Genomic DNA, 18,838 nt, shown 5'->3' with positions numbered 1-18,838 from the left:
TTAGCAGCCCGATTGTAATTAAACCTTAGTTATCTTTTACATCCTTAATACTAAAGGATACTCTTCCCATCTTATCCTGTCCTAAGCAAACAACCTTTACCTTATCTCCTAAGGTTAAGACCTCTTCCACATGTTCAATTCTCTTTTTAGAGATTTTTGATATATGAACTAAACCTTCTTTACCGGGAGCAAATTCTATGAAGGCACCGAAATCCTTGATACTAATAACTTTACCTTCGTAAACCTTACCCTCTTCAAAATCAGTTACTATCATTTGTATCATCTTAGCAGCTTTATCAATGCTCTCCTTATCTAAACCACAGATAGACACAGCACCATCATCTGTTATATCAATTTTTACTCCGGTCTGCTCGATTATTGCGTTAATAGTCTTACCTCTTTGACCCACTACATCACCAATCTTGGCAGGATCTATCTTAATCTGTACAATTTTTGGTGAATAAGGTCCAACCTCAGGCCTTGGCTCAGAAATAACAGGAGCCATAACCTCATCTAAAATATATAATCTAGCTTCCCTAGTTCTATAAATAGCTTTTTCTATTATTTCCCTAGTTAAGCCGTTAATCTTTATATCCATCTGTATTGCAGTAATACCTTTATGGGTACCTGCAACCTTAAAGTCCATATCTCCAAAGAAGTCCTCTAGACCTTGAATATCTGTAAGAATTATATAATCATCATCAGAATCTCCTGTAACTAAGCCTACAGATATACCGGCAACCATTGCCTTAATTGGCACCCCGGCAGACATAAGTGACAGGGTGGAAGCACAGATACTTCCCTGGGATGTTGAGCCGTTAGACTCTAATACCTCTGATACGGTACGGATAGCATAAGGAAATTCTTCTTCTGAAGGAAGTACAGGCACCAATGCCTTTTCAGCCAATGCACCGTGACCGATTTCACGTCTTCCGGGACCTCTTGAAGGTCTTGTTTCACCTACGGAATAGGAAGGAAAATTATAATGATGCATATAACGTTTTACTGTCTCATTTTCATCAATACCGTCTAGTCTTTGGGTTTCAGCCAAAGCCCCTAAGGTAGTAACTGTAAGTACCTGGGTCTGGCCACGGGTAAACATACCTGAACCATGGGTCCTAGGAAGAATATCAATCTCCGCAGATAACTTTCTAATTTCTTCGGCCTTTCTTCCATCAGGACGCTTCTTATCCCTTAAAATCATCTTACGAACGGTATTTTTCTGGAACTTATATATAGCCTCACCAAGTAAAGGTATCCATTCAGGATGCTCCTCTTCATAACGGGCTGTTAACTTTTCTGTAATTTCCTTAAGATTGGCTTCTCTTACTTGCTTTTCATCTGTAAATACAGCCTGCTCCATACCTTCAGGAGTTATAAAATTCACCATATCCTCATATAAATCCTCAGGTATCTCGAACTTAACATAATCATGTTTTGGCTTACCGCAATCTGCCACAATCTTATCAAAAAATTCTATAATAGTCTTATTAAGATCATGGGCTGCATATATAGCCTCAATCATCTTATCCTCAGGAATTTCATTGGCCCCTGCTTCTATCATAATCACTTTATCTCTAGTGGAAGCCACTGTAAGAGCCATATCGGACTTCTCCCTTTGTGCCGATGTGGGATTAAATACAAATTCTCCGTCAACTAATCCAACCATAGTTGAGGCAATCGGTCCATTAAAGGGAATATCAGAAATACAGGTAGCAATTGATGATCCAAGCATGGCTGTAAGCTCCGGTGAGCAATCCTGGTCAACACAAAGAACCAGGTTATCTAAAGTTACATCGTTCCTATAATCTTTTGGAAATAAAGGTCTCATGGGACGGTCGATAACACGGGAGGTAAGTATAGCATTCTCTGTAGGCTTTCCTTCCCTCTTAATAAAGCCTCCGGGAATTTTACCTACGGCATATAGCTTCTCCTCATACTCAACACTTAAGGGAAAGAAATCAATCCCTTCTCTAGGCTTATCGGATGCTGTTGCAGTTGATAGTACAACGGTATCACCGTAATGCATTAAAGCAGCTCCATTAGCCTGTCCGGCAACTCTGCCTATCTCTACAGTAAGAGTTCTACCGGCAAGTTCCATTGAATAACTTTTATACATACTTTGGTCTCCTTTTAAATTATAATTTGAAAGAGCCGGAGGCACCGAAACAACTGAAAAACCTACAGATTACCGACAACCAATAGGCTTTTCAGTAGTCTCGGGTTGTCCTCTCTAGGCTCTAACTATATCATTATACCATTATTATTACCATTATGCTACAATAATTTTCCTATTAAATATCAAAAACCCCTTTTGTATTTTTTAACAAAAAGGGGTTTCTTGTAATAGAATTTTATGCAACGATATTTCTAAGCCATTTCTTCTGCCTATAACGTATATAGCTAAGAACTAACTTATATATTTCTTCAATTAATATCATGGCATATACAGTATAAATGGGAAGCTTAAGCACTAAACCTCCAAGAACCGCCATAGGTATACCAATAAACCATACACTAGTTATATCAAGGAATAATGCAGCCTTAGTATCTCCACCACTTCTTAAGATTGCCACAATAAACAGAGTATTGAGTAATCTTACGGGCATATATAGGGCGAAAACTGTGATACATAGTTTTACATATTCTAAAACTTCATCTGATACATCAAACAAAGAAACCACTGGATTTTTTATAAAGAATACAATAATTGCTCCTACTATGGACAAGACAAACATAATGGCTATAAAGTTTTTTGCATACTCTTCTGCTTTATCAAGCCTATCGGAACCCAGCTCGTTACCAAGCATTACTGAGGATGCATGGCATAACCCAAAGAAGAATACTAAAGCCACCTGCTCAACTGTATTGGTTATGGTAATAGCTGCTGTGGCAGCATCGCCCATTCTTCCATATACTAGGGAATACATAGTTACACCCAGCCCCCACATAAATTCATTGGCTATAACCGGAGCTGCAGTAGATAAATATTTGCTCATAAAAAGCTTATTGATAAAAGCAGCCCCACCTTCTTTTACCTTGTCATATTTTAAATGAATGAAATCTCCCAGTTTACCGTCCCCTGCTTTATGGGTGTAAACCAGAAGAAGTAAGCTGGCGCACTCTACAATTCTTGCAATCAAAGTGGCTAAGGCTGCACCGACAACCCCCATCTTAGGAAAACCAAAATTACCATATATCATGGCATAGTTAAAAAACACATTTACCAGTATAGATATACTTGTAATAATTACAGGAAGCCTAACATAATTCATGCTTCTTAGTATTGACACATAGCACATAGTAATGGCAGTTAAAGGATAACTAAATACTATAATTATCAAATATTTTGCACCTTCAGATATAGTTTGGGGAAGGTGTGTAAAAATACCCATAATAGTTTCTGGAAATAAAAAACCGGGTATGGCAAAAATCAGTGATCCTCCTACACCAAATAACAAGGAAATCCTAAGTACCCTTTTTATACTTAAAAGTTCTCCTTTTCCCCAATACTGGGCTGCTAAAATACTAGAGCCGCTGCTGACTCCAAACATAAGTAATGAAAAGACAAAGAACAATTTATTAGCAAGACCTACGGCTGCTATACTGGTCTCTCCCAACTTTCCAATCATCAAGGTATCTACCAGATTCACCAAATTGTTCAGTAGATTTTGTAATACTATAGGTATAGTGATTGCTAATGTTTTTTTAAGAAACACTTTGTCATTTAAGATAATTTTAAATTGTTTCATTCATGTTCCTCTTTCATGTAATTTTATATGTGATAAATATTTATTTAACCATTAAAAAAGCCGTCCCATTAAAATTAAATACGGAACAGCTTTTTAAATTAACCGGTTTATTTTCTTAAACCTAAACGTTCAATTAAACTACGATAACCTTCAATATCGGTTTTCTTAAGATACTCCAGTAAACCTCTTCTTTGTCCAACCATTTTAAGAAGTCCTCTTCTTGAATGATGATCCTTCTTATTGGCTTTCAAATGCTCGGTTAACTGAGAAATTCTTTCAGTTAATAAGGCAATTTGAACCTCTGGTGAACCTGTGTCATTGGGTGTTCTGCCAAATTCTTTAATAATTTCTGCTTTTCTTTCTTTGCTAATCATTATTAGTTTCCTCCTTTAATTTTAATCACCTAATACCAAGAAAAGGTCGGAGCGTCCTTATTCCTAGTACCGGCTAAATGATTACAACTGGTATAATAACATAATATATTATTGTTTTCAACTACAAATTAATAATTATTATTCCAATATGTAAGCTAAAAAATGATTATTTGATATTTATTTTTTAATTTATTAATTTTGATCCGCAAGAAGCACAGTATATAGCTCCCTTATGGTTTACCCTACCACAATTAGAACATCTTTCTGGATTATGCTTTAAGGGTGTTTGAGGCTGGTCTGCAGTCTGAGTTTGCACAGGTACTTGATCTTCTTCTGATTCCTGAGGCCGGATTACTTCTTGAGCTTGAACAGGTTTAGTATCCATGGAAGTTTGATCATTTACCTGCCTAGGAGCCTGTACCGATGGCTGTACCGGTGGTTTAGTTTGTACTGGTTTTGAATGCATAGGACTTTGTCCTTTTGCCGGTCTAGGCTTTACCGGCGGTTTAGGCTGTTTTGGTGCAAAAATATCATCGATAAAGTCAATCTTTACATCATTTCTTAGAAGGGCCTTCAAAATTAATATACCAAAGATTACAATTACAAGCCCATTAACTATAAGTAATCCATAAGTATATAAAAAACTTAGAACTCTTCTAAATTCATTATAGTCATAAATATCAAGTGAATTTAAACCGGTAAATTTACCTCCAAAAACTATAGATATAAATACCTCAAATAAATCAAAAACTAGATATATCAAGTGCATAATTACTGCAATAATATAAGAATATTTTACGGCATTTTTTACTTTATTGTCGAACTGGAATGTAAACACAAGTGCAGCAAATAAGAATGCTACTAATAGTGTACCGGTCAAGTTTCTAGTTAAAGAATACCCTATAAGATAAGCAAATACTGTAAGAATTGTAACTGGTATTCCAAAATTCTTCTTTTCAAGTACCTTTTCCAAAATAATCACCCTTTCCCATTCGTCAAATTTATATAAATCTTACCATAAAAAGACATTGCAGTCAATTAAAAGCTAAATATTAAAAAACTTTCTGCCGAAAGTTAAATCCTCCTCCATCTTAACTTTTAATTCTTCTATACTATCAAACTTTATCTCAGGTCTTACATATTCAAGAAGTTCAACATCAATTTCCTTACCGTATAAATCTTTGCTAAAATCAAAAATATAGGTTTCCACACCTTTTTCCTTCTCTTTTCCCACAGTGGGCTTATAACCTATATTGGTCATGCCTGGGTAAGACACTCCATCTATAATAGTCCTTGAGGTATAAACACCGCAGGGCGGGAGCAGCTTATTTGATGGAGGAAGTAAGTTAGTAGTAGGCATTCCAATGGTTCTTCCTATTTTTCTACCGTCAAGAACCTTACCCCGTATAAAATAGGTACGGCCAAGTAAGTTATTTACCCTTTCCATATGGCCCCTTTGTAATTCATTTCTTATAACAGAACTGCTAATGATGGTATCTTCCCATCGTTTTTTTTCAAAAGATATAACTTTAAAGCCATAGATATCTTCCATAGCCTTAAGCATATTAATATCTCCCCTTCGGTTACGGCCGAATCTAAAATCATTACCTACAACTATTAGCTTAGCATCTAGTTTTTCAACAAGTATATTCTTGATAAAATCTTCCGGTTCAATATTTTTTGTATCATGGGAAAAGGGATATGATATTAAAACATCCAAACCACTTTGGGAAAGTATATGTTTTTTTTCATCCTCAGTGAAAATCAATTTGATCTCATTATCTGAAAAAAGATTATATGGATGGTATAAAAAAGTAAACATTACTGATGTATAGCCTTCTTCTTTTAGGGACAAAACCTTATCAATTAAGATTTGGTGTCCCTGATGAAGTCCGTCAAATTTACCTAAGGTAACTGCACTATTTTTTATATTAAAATCTATATTTTCTGATATATATTTCATCTATTCCTCCGTCAGTCTCTATAGGAACATTTTTTCAACAGAGAATCTTTTTTTCTCCCATTCATATTTGTATATGCCTATAAAATGTCCCTGAGAATCATATACCCTAACAAAAACATTTGAACTTTTGCTGGGAAAATCCTCTGCGCTTGATACATGATTTTCAAAAAAATGGTTCCCATTATATATTAATTTGCTAAAACGACTATCCACTATTACCTTTGGGTAAGATGAAAAAATATCTTCTATCAATACTATATGTTCTTGGATAGATCCTGCTCGGACATATTCCTCCACCTGGTCAAGACTTAAAGAATTTACAATGGTAAATTCGCCTACCCTGGTTCTAAGTAGGCTCATCATCACTCCTCCGCAGCCCAATATTTCACCTATATCATGAAGAAGGGTGCGAATATAAGTACCTTTACCACAAGCTATAATTAATTTCACCTCATGTTCTTGAGGATTATAATCTATAATCTCTATATTGTGAATGTTAACCTTCCTGGGTTTACGTTCTATTTCTTTTCCCAATCTTGCCAGTTCATAAAGTCTTTTTCCATTTACCTTTACTGCAGAATACATAGGGGGAAGCTGTTCATACCCGCCAATAAAACTTTCTGCCACCTCTTTTATCCTGGATAAATCCACATCCACAACAGAAGTCCTAATAATATTTCCTGTCATATCCTGGGTGTCGGTTACTATGCCTAGCTTAAGGACAGCTTCATAAGTCTTATCCTTATCTACAATTAAATCTACGACTTTTGTTGCCTTACCGATACATACAGGTAGTACACCTTCAGCTTCAGGATCTAAGGTACCTGTATGTCCAATTTTCTTCATTTTTAAGATACCTCTCATTTTTGCAACAACATCATGAGAGGTATATCCTTTTTCCTTATTTATATTTATAATTCCGTTTATCAAAATCATCTGCTCCTTTAAGAGCTTAAGTTAATTGTGCCTTGATTTGTGGAAGCAGTTTAATAATTACATCATCAACGGTGCCTACCATGCTGTAGCCTGCAGCCTTTACATGTCCACCGCCACCAAATAAATGTGCAATCTTACTGACATCCACTATGCCATTGGATCTTAAGCTTACCTTATGTTCATTAAAATCCGTCTCGTAAATAAATACAGCCACCTCAGTGTTTTTAGCAGTACGAAGCTGATCTATTATTCCATTTAAATCTGTATAAGCCAGCCCATAAAAATCAATGGTCTTTTTGCTTATATGAGAAACAATAATCTTACCCTCTAATAAAAGTACACTTTCCGTAAGACACCTACCTAATACCTGCAGCTGGGTATAAGTCTTTTGGATAAAAGTTTCATCAATTAGTCTTGTAAAGTTTATACCTTTCCTAATCAAGGCTGCAGCAATTTCCATTGTCTTATCTGAGGTGCTGCTATGTCTAAATATTCCTGTATCATGTATTATGCCAACATATAGACACATTGCAATATCTTCGTTTATCTTATCTTCATTCATTAAATTATATAAAACTTCACAAGTAGAAGAAGCATTTGCCACCACATGATTAACATCTGCATAATTTTCATTGGTAATATGATGATCTATGGAGATTTTTCTCTTGGCTGAATTAAAATACCGGATTGCATTTCCTATACGATCTAAACTACTGCTATCTAGGGAAATGAATAAATCGTAAGACTCATCATAATCATAGCTGTGTCTGATTTTATCTGTACCGGGAAGAATATTAAATTCCTCTCCAAAGGGTTCTAGATAAACATCCACCTGCTCTATCCCCAGCTCATGGCAATTATTCATTAAATATAGATATAATGCCGTGCAGGAACCGATGCAATCGCCGTCCGGTCGAATATGGCCGGCAATTGCAATTTTTTTTGCAGCAATTAATTCCTTTGTTATATTTTCTAAATTAATAATGCTCATAAAATATCCTTTCAGTTCCTATTATATACAAAAAGTTACTCAGTTACATTTTCTTCAGCATTATCTTCTATGTCATGATTAGCGGATTGAGAATTTACCTCATCAATTAATTTTGACATTTTCACACCATATTCTATGGAGTCATCAATGATAAAGGTAAGTTCCGGTGTGTTACGTAAGTTTAGATTTTTTGCTAATTGGCCACGGATGAAGGATGCCGCACTTTTTAATCCTTGATAGGTTTCTTTTTTAGATTCCTCATCTCCCATAACACTTATATATACCTTAGCAGTCTTTAAATCCGGTGCTACATATACGTCAATGACTGAAGTCATAGGATGAATTCTAGGATCCTTAATCTCCCTGCTGATTAAATTGCTTAGCTCTTTTTTTACTTCTCCATTTATTCTGGTGTTTTTAATGCTGTTTTTCCTCATACTATCACCAATACCTTTCCTTCAACTTAAGCCAATTCTTATCTGGGCACTTCTTCCATTACATAAAATTCTACTTTATCATCAACCTTAATATCGTTGAATTTCTCAAATACCAAACCGCATTCGTAACCTGCAGCAACCTCTTTCACATCATCTTGGAATCTCTTAAGTGAAGCTAAGTTACCCTCATGATATAGCTTATTATCTCTGTATATACGAACTTTGCAGCCCCTTACGATTTTACCGTCTAAAACATAAGCTCCTCCGATAGTACCTATTCCTGAAGCTTTAAATGTTTGACGAATCTCTGCATGGCCAATTACTTTTTCCTCATATACAGGATCTAAGAGACCCTTCATGGCTGCTTCTACGTCATTAATTGCAGTATATATAACACGATATAATTTTATATCTACTTTTTCATGATCTGCTCTTTCCTTAGCCATATTATCGGGTTTTACGTTAAAACCGATGATAATAGCATTGGATGTGCTAGCCAGTATAACGTCAGATTCATTTATGGCACCAACACCGCCATGAATAACCCTTACAGCAACTTCTTCATTGCTCAACTTCAGCAGACTTTGCTTCATGGCCTCTACTGAACCTTGTACATCGGCCTTGATAATAAGATTTAGTTCTTTAATATTGCCTGCTTGAATTTGTGAAAAGAGTCCGTCTAGGGATAACTTTGCTTTAGTATCGGCAATCAATTTCTCCTTGCTCTGGTTAATAAATGCTTCCGCAATATTTCTTGCTTCCTTTTCGCTTTCGGTTGATAGGAAAATCTCTCCCACATCAGGAACTGAGTTTAATCCTAATATTTCTACAGGTGTAGAAGGAGTTGCTTCTTTAACTCTTCTGCCCCTATCATCTATCATAGCACGAACCTTACCATAAGAGGAACCTACAGCAATATTGTCACCCACATGCAAAGTTCCCTTCTGCACTAAGATAGTAGCTACAGGACCCCTTCCTTTATCCAGTTCTGCTTCAATAACAAGACCCCTGGCCATACGATTGGGATTTGCCTTCAACTCTTCCATCTCGGCAGTCAGAAGAATCATTTCAAGTAGCTGATCAATTCCTTCTTTAGTATGGGCTGAAACAGGAACAAATATTGTATCTCCGCCCCAATCTTCTGCTATTAATTCATATTCAGTAAGCTCTTGTTTTACTCTCTCTACATTAGCACTGGGCTTATCTATTTTATTGATTGCAACTATTATTTGAACACCTGCTGCTTTAGCATGGCTAATAGCCTCTACTGTCTGAGGCATTACACCATCATCTGCCGCAACCACTAAGATTGCTATATCTGTAGCCTGAGCACCTCTCATACGCATGGAAGTAAAAGCCTCATGGCCCGGTGTATCCAAGAATGTAATCTTCTCACCGTTAACTTCAACCATGTAAGCACCGATATGTTGGGTAATTCCTCCCGCCTCTTTTGAGGTTACATTGGCATGCCTGATTGCATCAAGAAGTGAGGTCTTACCATGGTCAACATGACCCATAACACAAACAACAGGAGGTCGCTTTACCATAGTTGCAGGATCTTCTTCCTCTTCCTTTAACAATTCCTCAACTTCATTAACCTTAACTTCTTTTTCACATATTATATCATATTCTATGGCTATTTCCTCTGCCTCTTCAAATGTTATTTCTTGATTAATGGTAACTACTTTACCTTCAAGGAATAACTTCTTTATCAAAGTAGCTCCAGATATTTTCATCTTATCTGCCAGTTCCTTAATTGTCAGAACCTCAGGAAGAGTAATTACCTTAATTTCTTCCTTCACTTCTTCAACCGGCTTCGGCTTAATAAATTGTCCCTTTTTAGGAGTAAGTTTGCTTATGTTCTTTTCTTCCTCATCGTGCAATAAAGCCTTATCTTTATACATCTTATCCTTGTTCATTCTGTCCCTATTTCTTTTGTTACTAAAATCATTTTTCTCTGCTACTTTTTGTTCTAATATTTGCTGATCAAAATTCTTTCTGTCATTGGCATTTCTAGAACCTGTACTTCTCTTATTTCTATTTGCATATGACTGTCTACCCTCTTGATCTTTTTTATAAGTTTCATTAGGTCTTGTATTATATCCGGCTCTTTGACCACTGCCCTGTCTATTTGCCGGTCTTTGATTATTATCAGCATATCTTCTGCCACTTTGTTGCTGCACGCGTCCCTGCTGACCCTGTTGCCCCTGTGGTCTTGCTTGGGATTTTTGTCCGCTTGGCTGCTGATTAGCTTGTTTTTGACTTCTGTTTGCCGCTCCTTGCGGTCTTGCTGACTGTGCAGAATGTCCTTGAGCATTTGCATTTTGAGAGGACATCTGACCTCTTGGTCTTTGCCCTCTTGGCCTTTGACCTCTTGGCGTCTGACCTTGAGGCCTTGCCTGGGTATTTTGTATCTGACCTTGGCCCCTTGCCTGGCCTGCAGGTCTTGCTGCGGTCGTAGGCTCCGTCTGCTTGCCTTGTGTCTCCTTAGGTTGACTTCCCGCAAGCTCCTGACCCATTTCAATGTTATGACTTGCAGTACGCACATTATTAATTGCAGGAGTTTCGGAAGTTTTCTTAGCCGAAGGAATAAAATGTTCCTTAACAGCTTTTACTTCATGGTCCTCAAGATTACTGCTATGGGTCTTTTTTATACCCAATTTTTCCTCCAGGAATTTTTGTATATCCTTACTCTCGATATTACCATGAATTTGTTCATTTATTAGATTTTTTAATTCAAATACTTTCATCTTTGCCATACTTACTACCTCCGTTAATCTCACTACATCATTTTAAGTTGCTTTTCAATTGCGTCTGCCAAGCCCTTATCTAGTACCGCTAAAGAAGCTCGAAATTCTTTGCCTATCGCATGGCCAAGATCAGTCTTTAAACCACAAAAATATATCGGCACTTTATAATAAGTACACATATTGGTAAACATTTTCTTAGTATTATCCGATGCGTCTTCAGCTACTATGACTAAGGCTGCTTTATGTTCTTTCACCGCCTTTTCCGTTAAAAATTCTCCACTGACTATATTATTGGATTTCGTTGCAATGCCTAACAGGCTAAATACCTTTTTTAATGTCGGATTCAAGTGATACCATCTCCTTCTCTAAAGTATCAAGCAATTCTTTAGGTATCTCCACCTTTAATGAACGCTCTAACCCCCTTGTTTTAATTGCTTTTTTTAAACAATCAGAAGAACAGCAAATATATGCCCCTCTACCATTCTTCTTTCCTGTTGTATCCACAATAATCTCTTCTTCAGGGGTTCGTAGGATTCGGATTAATTCCTTTTTGGGTTTTGACTCACCGCATCCGGTACACACTCTTAATGGTATTTTCCTTGCCATCCATAATCACATCCTTAATATCCCATTATCTGAGATTCACTCTTAATATCTATCTTATATCCTGTCAACTTAGCTGCCAATCTGGCATTCTGGCCTTCCTTACCGATAGCTAATGACAGCTGGTAATCAGGAACAACAACTCTTGCACTTTTTTCTTCTTCATCCACTGTAACGGAAATAACCTTGGCAGGACTTAAGGCATTTTCAATCAGCTTAGCAGGGTCATCGCTCCAGTTGATAATATCTATTTTCTCATCCCGAAGCTCATATACAATGGCATTAACCCTTGCGCCGTTTACTCCCACACAAGCTCCTACGGCGTCAACATTGGGATCGTTACTCCATACTGCCATCTTTGTTCTGGAACCTGCTTCTCTTGCAATGCTTTTAATTTCAACAGTACCATCCTGAATTTCGGCAACTTCAGCTTCAAATAAACGTTTAACCAACTCAGGATGAGTCCTAGAAACCAAGATCCGGGGACCTTTTGGAGTATCCTTAACTTCAAGAACATATAGCTTAATACGGTCTGTAGGACGAAAGACTTCTCCCTTAACCTGTTCATTTTCATTAAGCATGGCATCCACTTTGCCTAGGTTTATACTTACATTATTTCCTACATATCTTTGTACAATTCCGGTTACAATATCTCTTTCCTTACTACTGTACTGCTGATATAATACTTTTCTTTCTTCTTCACGGATTTTCTGGACCACAACCTGTTTTGCTTTCTGTGCGGCAATCCTACCAAAATTCTTTGGAGTTACTTCTACACTTACCATATCTCCAAGGTTAAAATTACCATCCTTTATTTTGGCCTGGGCCAGGCTAATCTGCGTAACGGGGTCTGTCACTTCTTCGACTACTTCCTTCATGGCATAGACATTTACCTGTCCGGTTTCCCTATCAATACTAACTTTTATATTATCTGCCCTGCCAAAATTATTTTTACATGCTGCAACCAATGAGTTTTCCAAAGCTTCCAATAAGATATCCTTACTAATATCCTTTTCTTTCTCAATCTGGTTTAAAGCATTAATCAGTTCCCTGTTCGCATCCATTTTACCCAATTCTCCCTTCAATAAACTAACGAGTTCCACTAACTACATAGGGAGAATTTTTCTCCCTTCAATAAACTAACGAGTTCCACTAACTACATAGGGAGAATTTTTCTCCCTTCAATAAACTAACACGTTCCATTAACTACATAGGGAGAATTTTTCTCCCTTCAATAAACTAACACGTTCCATTAACTACATAGGGAGAATTTTTCTCCCTTCAACAAACTACATGTTCCACTAACTTTATATACTATAATAAATCACATCAAATTTACTATTAAAAATCAATGGTCAAACGAACCACTGCTACATTAGATCTTGGAAATTCCATCTCTGTCTCATCATCTAGCTGGATTTTAATGACTTCTGCATTATAGTCTTTTAATATACCTATCCATTCTTTTTGTTTATCAATGGCCTTATATAACTTAATTTCAACTTCCTCACCAATACTACGATCAAAGTGTTTGTCTTTTTTCAACTGCCTGCCAAGACCCGGTGAACTAACTTCAAGAATATAAGACTCAGAAATAAAATCCTCTTTATCTAGCAAATCACTTAGCTTCCTACTTACCAGCTCACAATCATCTACAGTAATACCACCTTCCTTATCAATAAAAGCCCGTAGATACCAATTGCTGCCTTCTTTTACATATTCCACATCATATAATTCAAAATGATGCTCTGCCAAAATAGGCTCCAATAATTTCTCTGTCTTTTGTTCATAAACTTCGTGCTTTGCCATCTTAAACCCTACTTTCTTTGAATAAAAAAATGTCTGTTCACAAAATATAAGAGTGGACTCACGCCCACTCTTAATTAGTCTTATCATTTTGCACACATGTTATTATATCAAATATAGGTAATATTTGCAAGGGTTATTTTTCAGAATATCTTTGCAGAAACTCCTTAGTTCTTTGATTTTTTGTATTGGAAAAAACTTCTCCCGGAGTACCCTGTTCAATAATAACACCATTATCCATAAATATAACTTTATCAGCCACTTCTTTTGCAAATGCCATCTCATGGGTTACTATAACCATGGTCATCTTTTCCTTTGCCAGATTTTTTATAACTTTAAGAATTTCTCCTGTCAATTCCGGATCTAAGGCTGATGTTGGCTCATCAAAGAAAAGAATTTTAGGATTTAGAGCTAGGGCTCTTGCTATGGCTATTCTCTGCTGCTGTCCCCCGGACAGCTCACAAGGGTAAGCAGCCCATCTATCAGAGAGATTCATTTTTGAAAGTAAATCCATAGCTATAACTTTAGCTTCTTTTTTATCTCTTTTAAGCACCCTAATCTGGGCATCGGTTATATTTTTTAGCACAGAATAATGGGGAAATAAATTAAAATTTTGAAATACTAATCCTACATTTACTTGTATTTCATGAAGAGTTTTAGCATCGGAATATACCGCTTTACCGTCTACAGCATCAACCATAAGCTTGCCGTCAATCTCAATTCGGCCCCCATCCACCTGTTCAAGCTGTGTCAGACAGCGAAGTAATGTGGATTTACCGGAGCCGGATGGTCCTATGATTGCCACTACTTCTCCCTTTTTGACTTCCAAAGATATATCTTTAAGAACATTTTCCTTATTAAATTTCTTTTTTATATTTTCAGCCTTAAGTAGCATATGTAATTCCCCTTTAAATTAAATCAAGTCTTATAATAATTAAGTTTCTTTTCAATATACTTAAAAATAAACTCTATTACAGTATTCATTACTAGATAAAATACCCCTGCTACAACCAAAGGTATAGTTGAAAAATATCTTGAACCGGCATTGCTGGCTACATCATAAATTTCTTTTACGGAAATAACCTGAGCAAGGGATGTATCTTTAACTAAGGTCATAAACTCATTACCTGTAGCAGGTATAACATGCTTTATTACCTGGGGCAAAATAATCCTTGTAAATGTCTGTAATTTACTATATCCCAATACCTTGGCTGCTTCATATTGTCCCTTGGGAATGGCTGCAATTCCTCCTCTGAAGATTTCTCCAAAATATGCAGCATAATTTATTACAAAAGCTATAATACATGCTGTAAATCGTTCAAAGCCCGTATCAAATATATAATAAGGGGCATACATGAAAAAAAACAGCTGTAACATAAGAGGTGTTCCTCGGAATATCAGCTGATATATCCTTGTAGGTACACTAATTATTTTATACCGACTTCCTCTTGCTAAGGCTACCAAAAATCCCAAAGGTATTGATAGCAAAATGGTTAGAAAAAAAATCTTTAGAACTGTTCCGGTTGCAAAGATCATATTCTTTACAAGCAAGTCTATCGGTACTTTATCGATTACCATAGTCAACCAAGCCTTTCAAAATAATATTGTCTGTTAGCACTTTACCATACTACCATAATGATGTGAGGATTTCAATCTTATTTTCTTGTTGTAATTGCTCATTTTTCGTATGAAATAATACTAAATCCCTAATTTTTACACTTGTTTGTAATTTTTTGCATAAAAATAGTTGACTTTTATCCAAATATTAGTCATAATATAACCATCCCCATATATTTTATCTATTTGACCCCTATAATTTACACCAGGTTTTACACTAAAGATTTACTTGGCAGTCCAAAAGAAGGTTTCACTATCTTCCTCTTGGAAGATAGCGAAACCTTCTTGCCTTTACATATAAGATTTATTCTATTCAATAATTGTTATATCAGAACCAAACCATTTCTCTGAAATTTCGGCCACCGTTTGGTCTGCTTTTAATTCTCTTAAAGCCTCATTTACTGCATTAACCAGGGCCTCTTCACCTTTACGAAAACCGATAGCATATTCTTCAGCCAGAAGGTAATCGTCAAGTATTACAAAGTCCTTGCCGACTTCATGAATCATATATGTAGCAACTACAGAATCCATAAGTACAGCATCGGAATTTCCGGTCTCAAGATCCATTACTGCTGTTACATAATCTTTAAAGCTGCTGTTAATCTCCCCAAGAGACTCTCTAAATTCCTTGTTTTCTTCTGTATTTAGGGCTTCCTCTGCTGAGGAACCGCCTTGTACAGCCAATCGTTTGCCGGCCAAGTCCTCTTTGGACTCTATACCGCTACCATTTTTTACAACAATGGCTAATTTATTCTCCATATATGGTATAGACATTGAAAGTTGCTCCACCCTATCCGGTGTAACAGAAAAACCATTCCAGATACAATCAATACTCTTGGTATTTAATTCATGTTCCTTAGCAATCCATTTAATAGGTTCAACTACCAGCTCCACTCCCAGCTTTTTGCATACTGCTTCTGCAAGGTCAATATCAAAACCTACAATATTACCTGCATCATCACGAAATCCCATGGGTGGAAATGAATCATCCAGGCCAAGAATTAACTTACCTTTATTCTTCACATATTCTAATGAAGTATCAGTCTGATTATTATCCTCTGACTGATCTGCTTCTTCCTTGTTTGCTGTATCTTTGTTATCATTACCTGTGGCCTCCTGCTTTGACACATCATTCCCACCATCTTTGGAGTCGCAGGCTGTCAAGGCAAACATCAGCAAAGTCAACATAATTAAACCAATTACTGCTTTTTTCATATGAAGCCTCCCTATTGTTTAGTTAATTATCACTTTACCATGCTACCACGACAGCGCAAATAATGCAAGATTAAATTTTTAAATAAGCCACAAAACTTTATACATATTATATAAAGCTTTGTGGCTTACATTTGTCATTATTTTATGCAATTACCGGTTAATTTACCTTAAACTCCTTAATTAAAGTATTCAAATCACTTACCATTTCATTAAGCTGGTTTATACTTTCATTAATCTCTAGTACTGTAACTGACTGTTCTTGTGCTGTTGCTGAGATTTCTTCTATTGATGCAGAGTTATCCTGCGCTAGTTCTGATACATGGCCAAGCATTTCAAGTATTTCATCCTTCTTCTGGTTGATTACCTGATTGTGATTAACAATAACCTTTATACTCTCTATTAAAGCCTGTAATCCGTCAGAAATCATACCGATTATCTCTTCTGTCTTATTAACAGATAAGTTAATCTTATCGGCACCTTCACGATTTCTAGATATAAAGTTCACCGCTCTAGCAGATTGATCCTGCATCTGTTCTATCTTTTGATGAATATCATCAACTGCTATGGCTGTTTCATTGGCCAGTTTACGGATTTCATCTGCAACCACAGCGAAACCCGAACCATGCTCCCCAGCCCTTGCAGCTTCTATACTGGCATTTAAGGCTAAGAGATTGGTTTGTTTTGCTATATTAGATATAATAGTAGTTATTTCACCTATATCAGAAGAATGATCATTAATTCTATGTACCAGTTCCTCTACTATATCTGTATTCTCGTTATTCTCTATGGCAGCTGCCTTTAACTGCCCAACAGAGGATAAGCCAAGTTCTTTTAATTCTATATTCTTATCTACTATAGTGCCGATCTTAGAACTGGCCTCAGCTGTTTCTTTTATATTCTCTCCAAGTAAAGTTACCTTTTCTACACTGTCAACTGTTTGTCTGTGTTGTTCATCGGTCTGACCGGCCATATGTGAAATGGCATTAGCTACTTCTGAGGTAGCTTCAGATACATATCCGGAAGATTCACTAAGTCTTCCTGCATATTGATTAAGCCTATCATTAGAAGTCTGTATCGCCTTAATAACCTTATTTAGGTTATCAATTAATCGATTTACTGAATCCCCTAATAGCTTCATCTCATCCTTTGTTCTAATATCAATCCTATCAACCGTTAAATCCCCTTCAGATATTCCAACTAATGCTTTACTTATTTTCTTAATAGGATTGATTATCATACGGGTGAATATAATTGTTATAACCATTGATAGGGCCAAGACTAAGATAAGATTGCGAATATTGCTTTTTAATATAATATTAGCTCCTCTTGCCAGTTCCGTATCATATATAACGGCACTTACCACCCAATCCCAATGGGGAAAATATTTGGAATATACTGTTTTACTGCCAGTAATTTTACTACTGCCTTCCTCCAAGGCATAATTGAGCATACCTCCACCGGATTTGGCTGTATCAATTAGTTCCTTGGTAATATTTCGTCCATCCCGGGATTTCAGATTGTAAATATTGTCAGTAAGAAAAGGATGGGAAATAATATTTCCCTCAGAATCTATTATAAAAAAGTAGCCTGATTCACCTAAATCAATTTTATGTTCTGCAAATATACTGTTATGAGTTGCTGAACTGTTAGCATCGGTTTCTTTAATTGTAGCCCCGGATGTTTCATCCATCTGGCTTTTTGTTAAATCCCCTATATAGGCTAAAGATGCAGCCTTTGCACTTTCCTCGTTCATCCACTCTGAATTATTAATAGAATTACGATAATTCTTGTTGATTTCTACCATGGTAGATTCGATGGCATTTTTTAAAATAAGTTGATTGGAACGGGATAATTCCCCCTTGGAAATAGTGTAATTTATCACCGAAATGCTAATTAATGATGTAATTACTATCATCGATACTATTAAATACATTTTTTTACTTATGCTGTTTAACTTCATAATCTATATCTTCTCCTATCTTTTGTAGTCTAATATAATGTACAGTTTAAAGTCATTTATTTTGCTTCCTTTTGATACAAAATTCTATTTTAAATAATTTTAATTTACATCCATCTTTAACCTTAAAAATTTCCTGTTTTATAGTTGTTTTATTTCCATAACAGTATACCATTTACCAATTGCGATATCAAGATTTTTTAATAAATGGATTCTAAAACATAATAATTTGATTAAATTCATTTTATATTTATTAAATTTTTAAAAACTAGAATAATTGTCTGAAATAATTTTTAATTTATGCTATAATACAAATAATGCCCCAAATAAACTTTATTTTTAATAATAACCTTTCCTTTTGGAATTAATTGCAATCTATTTTTTAATTAATCAAACAGTTTCTTAAATTTTCTACAACATATCATTAATTCACAAAA

17 protein-coding genes are annotated in these 18,838 nt (G+C 35.9%); all 17 read right to left on the bottom strand.

Translation table 11 applies throughout. The features are described from left to right. Positions 1-25: 25 nt before the first annotated feature. The 17 genes from SD1D_RS04580 to SD1D_RS04500 all read right to left on the bottom strand — a co-directional run bounded on the left by SD1D_RS04580 (position 26) and on the right by SD1D_RS04500 (position 18,404). Positions 26-2,119, bottom strand: coding sequence for a polyribonucleotide nucleotidyltransferase (locus SD1D_RS04580; RefSeq protein WP_058257832.1), 2,094 nt, complete (start codon positions 2,117-2,119; stop codon positions 26-28). Positions 2,120-2,354: 235 nt separating this feature from the next. Continuing rightward, the gene (locus SD1D_RS04575; protein WP_058257831.1) at positions 2,355-3,752 is read right to left on the bottom strand and encodes an MATE family efflux transporter; all 1,398 of its coding nucleotides are present in this window, start codon (positions 3,750-3,752) and stop codon (positions 2,355-2,357) included. A 107-nt stretch (positions 3,753-3,859) separates the two neighbouring features. Then, positions 3,860-4,126 (bottom strand): 30S ribosomal protein S15, encoded by a 267-nt coding sequence (rpsO, locus tag SD1D_RS04570; protein ID WP_087758773.1) that lies wholly within the window; start codon positions 4,124-4,126, stop codon positions 3,860-3,862. Between the two features lie 184 nt (positions 4,127-4,310). Next, the gene (locus tag SD1D_RS04565) at positions 4,311-5,099 is read right to left on the bottom strand and encodes a zinc ribbon domain-containing protein (protein WP_058257829.1); all 789 of its coding nucleotides are present in this window, start codon (positions 5,097-5,099) and stop codon (positions 4,311-4,313) included. Between the two features lie 72 nt (positions 5,100-5,171). After that, positions 5,172-6,089: a bifunctional riboflavin kinase/FAD synthetase gene (locus SD1D_RS04560; RefSeq protein WP_058257828.1), complete on the bottom strand. Its 918-nt coding sequence runs from the start codon at positions 6,087-6,089 to the stop codon at positions 5,172-5,174. An 18-nt stretch (positions 6,090-6,107) separates the two neighbouring features. After that, complete coding sequence (gene truB / locus SD1D_RS04555) at positions 6,108-7,019, bottom strand: tRNA pseudouridine(55) synthase TruB (RefSeq protein WP_058257827.1); 912 nt, start codon at positions 7,017-7,019, stop codon at positions 6,108-6,110. 22 nt (positions 7,020-7,041) lie between these two features. Continuing rightward, entirely contained in the window at positions 7,042-8,016 is a 975-nt protein-coding gene (locus SD1D_RS04550; protein ID WP_058257826.1) for a DHH family phosphoesterase, read from the bottom strand. Positions 8,017-8,051: 35 nt separating this feature from the next. Further along, positions 8,052-8,453 (bottom strand): 30S ribosome-binding factor RbfA, encoded by a 402-nt coding sequence (gene rbfA / locus SD1D_RS04545; RefSeq protein ID WP_058257825.1) that lies wholly within the window; start codon positions 8,451-8,453, stop codon positions 8,052-8,054. 38 nt (positions 8,454-8,491) lie between these two features. Continuing rightward, a complete protein-coding gene (gene infB, locus SD1D_RS04540; RefSeq protein WP_087758772.1) occupies positions 8,492-11,212 on the bottom strand; it encodes a translation initiation factor IF-2 in 2,721 nt (906 codons plus the stop codon). A gap of 23 nt (positions 11,213-11,235) precedes the next feature. Continuing rightward, entirely contained in the window at positions 11,236-11,550 is a 315-nt protein-coding gene (locus SD1D_RS04535) for a L7Ae/L30e/S12e/Gadd45 family ribosomal protein (protein WP_058257824.1), read from the bottom strand. Continuing rightward, the gene (rnpM, locus tag SD1D_RS04530; protein WP_058257823.1) at positions 11,522-11,809 is read right to left on the bottom strand and encodes an RNase P modulator RnpM; all 288 of its coding nucleotides are present in this window, start codon (positions 11,807-11,809) and stop codon (positions 11,522-11,524) included. The genes SD1D_RS04535 and rnpM overlap by 29 nt, the downstream gene beginning before the upstream one ends. A 14-nt stretch (positions 11,810-11,823) precedes the next feature. Further along, positions 11,824-12,870, bottom strand: coding sequence for a transcription termination factor NusA (gene nusA, locus SD1D_RS04525; RefSeq protein ID WP_058257822.1), 1,047 nt, complete (start codon positions 12,868-12,870; stop codon positions 11,824-11,826). A 277-nt stretch (positions 12,871-13,147) separates the two neighbouring features. Beyond that, positions 13,148-13,615 (bottom strand): ribosome maturation factor RimP, encoded by a 468-nt coding sequence (gene rimP / locus SD1D_RS04520; RefSeq protein WP_058257821.1) that lies wholly within the window; start codon positions 13,613-13,615, stop codon positions 13,148-13,150. Between the two features lie 133 nt (positions 13,616-13,748). After that, positions 13,749-14,507: an amino acid ABC transporter ATP-binding protein gene (locus tag SD1D_RS04515; RefSeq protein WP_058257820.1), complete on the bottom strand. Its 759-nt coding sequence runs from the start codon at positions 14,505-14,507 to the stop codon at positions 13,749-13,751. Between the two features lie 23 nt (positions 14,508-14,530). Then, positions 14,531-15,148: an amino acid ABC transporter permease gene (locus SD1D_RS04510; protein ID WP_273232594.1), complete on the bottom strand. Its 618-nt coding sequence runs from the start codon at positions 15,146-15,148 to the stop codon at positions 14,531-14,533. 390 nt (positions 15,149-15,538) lie between these two features. After that, complete coding sequence (locus SD1D_RS04505) at positions 15,539-16,444, bottom strand: amino acid ABC transporter substrate-binding protein (RefSeq protein WP_058257819.1); 906 nt, start codon at positions 16,442-16,444, stop codon at positions 15,539-15,541. 157 nt (positions 16,445-16,601) lie between these two features. Further along, the gene (locus SD1D_RS04500) at positions 16,602-18,404 is read right to left on the bottom strand and encodes a methyl-accepting chemotaxis protein (protein WP_058257818.1); all 1,803 of its coding nucleotides are present in this window, start codon (positions 18,402-18,404) and stop codon (positions 16,602-16,604) included. Between the last annotated feature and the right edge of the window lie 434 nt (positions 18,405-18,838).

Origin of the sequence: Herbinix luporum, from assembly GCF_900070325.1 — a bacterium.
In the GTDB taxonomy this organism is placed as follows: domain Bacteria; phylum Bacillota; class Clostridia; order Lachnospirales; family Lachnospiraceae; genus Mobilitalea; species Mobilitalea luporum.
The sequence above is the reverse complement of the archived record's forward strand: the minus strand, read 5'-3'. Positions and strand labels throughout refer to the sequence as shown.

Coding starts and splice junctions, on each gene's coding strand:
- SD1D_RS04580 (WP_058257832.1), bottom strand. CDS start 2,119: ATGTATAAAAGTTATTCAATGGAACTTGCCGGTAGAACTCTTACTGTA.
- SD1D_RS04575 (WP_058257831.1), bottom strand. CDS start 3,752: ATGAAACAATTTAAAATTATCTTAAATGACAAAGTGTTTCTTAAAAAA.
- rpsO (WP_087758773.1), bottom strand. CDS start 4,126: ATGATTAGCAAAGAAAGAAAAGCAGAAATTATTAAAGAATTTGGCAGA.
- SD1D_RS04560 (WP_058257828.1), bottom strand. CDS start 6,089: ATGAAATATATATCAGAAAATATAGATTTTAATATAAAAAATAGTGCA.
- SD1D_RS04550 (WP_058257826.1), bottom strand. CDS start 8,016: ATGAGCATTATTAATTTAGAAAATATAACAAAGGAATTAATTGCTGCA.
- rbfA (WP_058257825.1), bottom strand. CDS start 8,453: ATGAGGAAAAACAGCATTAAAAACACCAGAATAAATGGAGAAGTAAAA.
- infB (WP_087758772.1), bottom strand. CDS start 11,212: ATGGCAAAGATGAAAGTATTTGAATTAAAAAATCTAATAAATGAACAA.
- rnpM (WP_058257823.1), bottom strand. CDS start 11,809: ATGGCAAGGAAAATACCATTAAGAGTGTGTACCGGATGCGGTGAGTCA.
- nusA (WP_058257822.1), bottom strand. CDS start 12,870: ATGGATGCGAACAGGGAACTGATTAATGCTTTAAACCAGATTGAGAAA.
- rimP (WP_058257821.1), bottom strand. CDS start 13,615: ATGGCAAAGCACGAAGTTTATGAACAAAAGACAGAGAAATTATTGGAG.
- SD1D_RS04515 (WP_058257820.1), bottom strand. CDS start 14,507: ATGCTACTTAAGGCTGAAAATATAAAAAAGAAATTTAATAAGGAAAAT.
- SD1D_RS04510 (WP_273232594.1), bottom strand. CDS start 15,148: ATGATCTTTGCAACCGGAACAGTTCTAAAGATTTTTTTTCTAACCATT.
- SD1D_RS04505 (WP_058257819.1), bottom strand. CDS start 16,444: ATGAAAAAAGCAGTAATTGGTTTAATTATGTTGACTTTGCTGATGTTT.
- SD1D_RS04500 (WP_058257818.1), bottom strand. CDS start 18,404: ATGAAGTTAAACAGCATAAGTAAAAAAATGTATTTAATAGTATCGATG.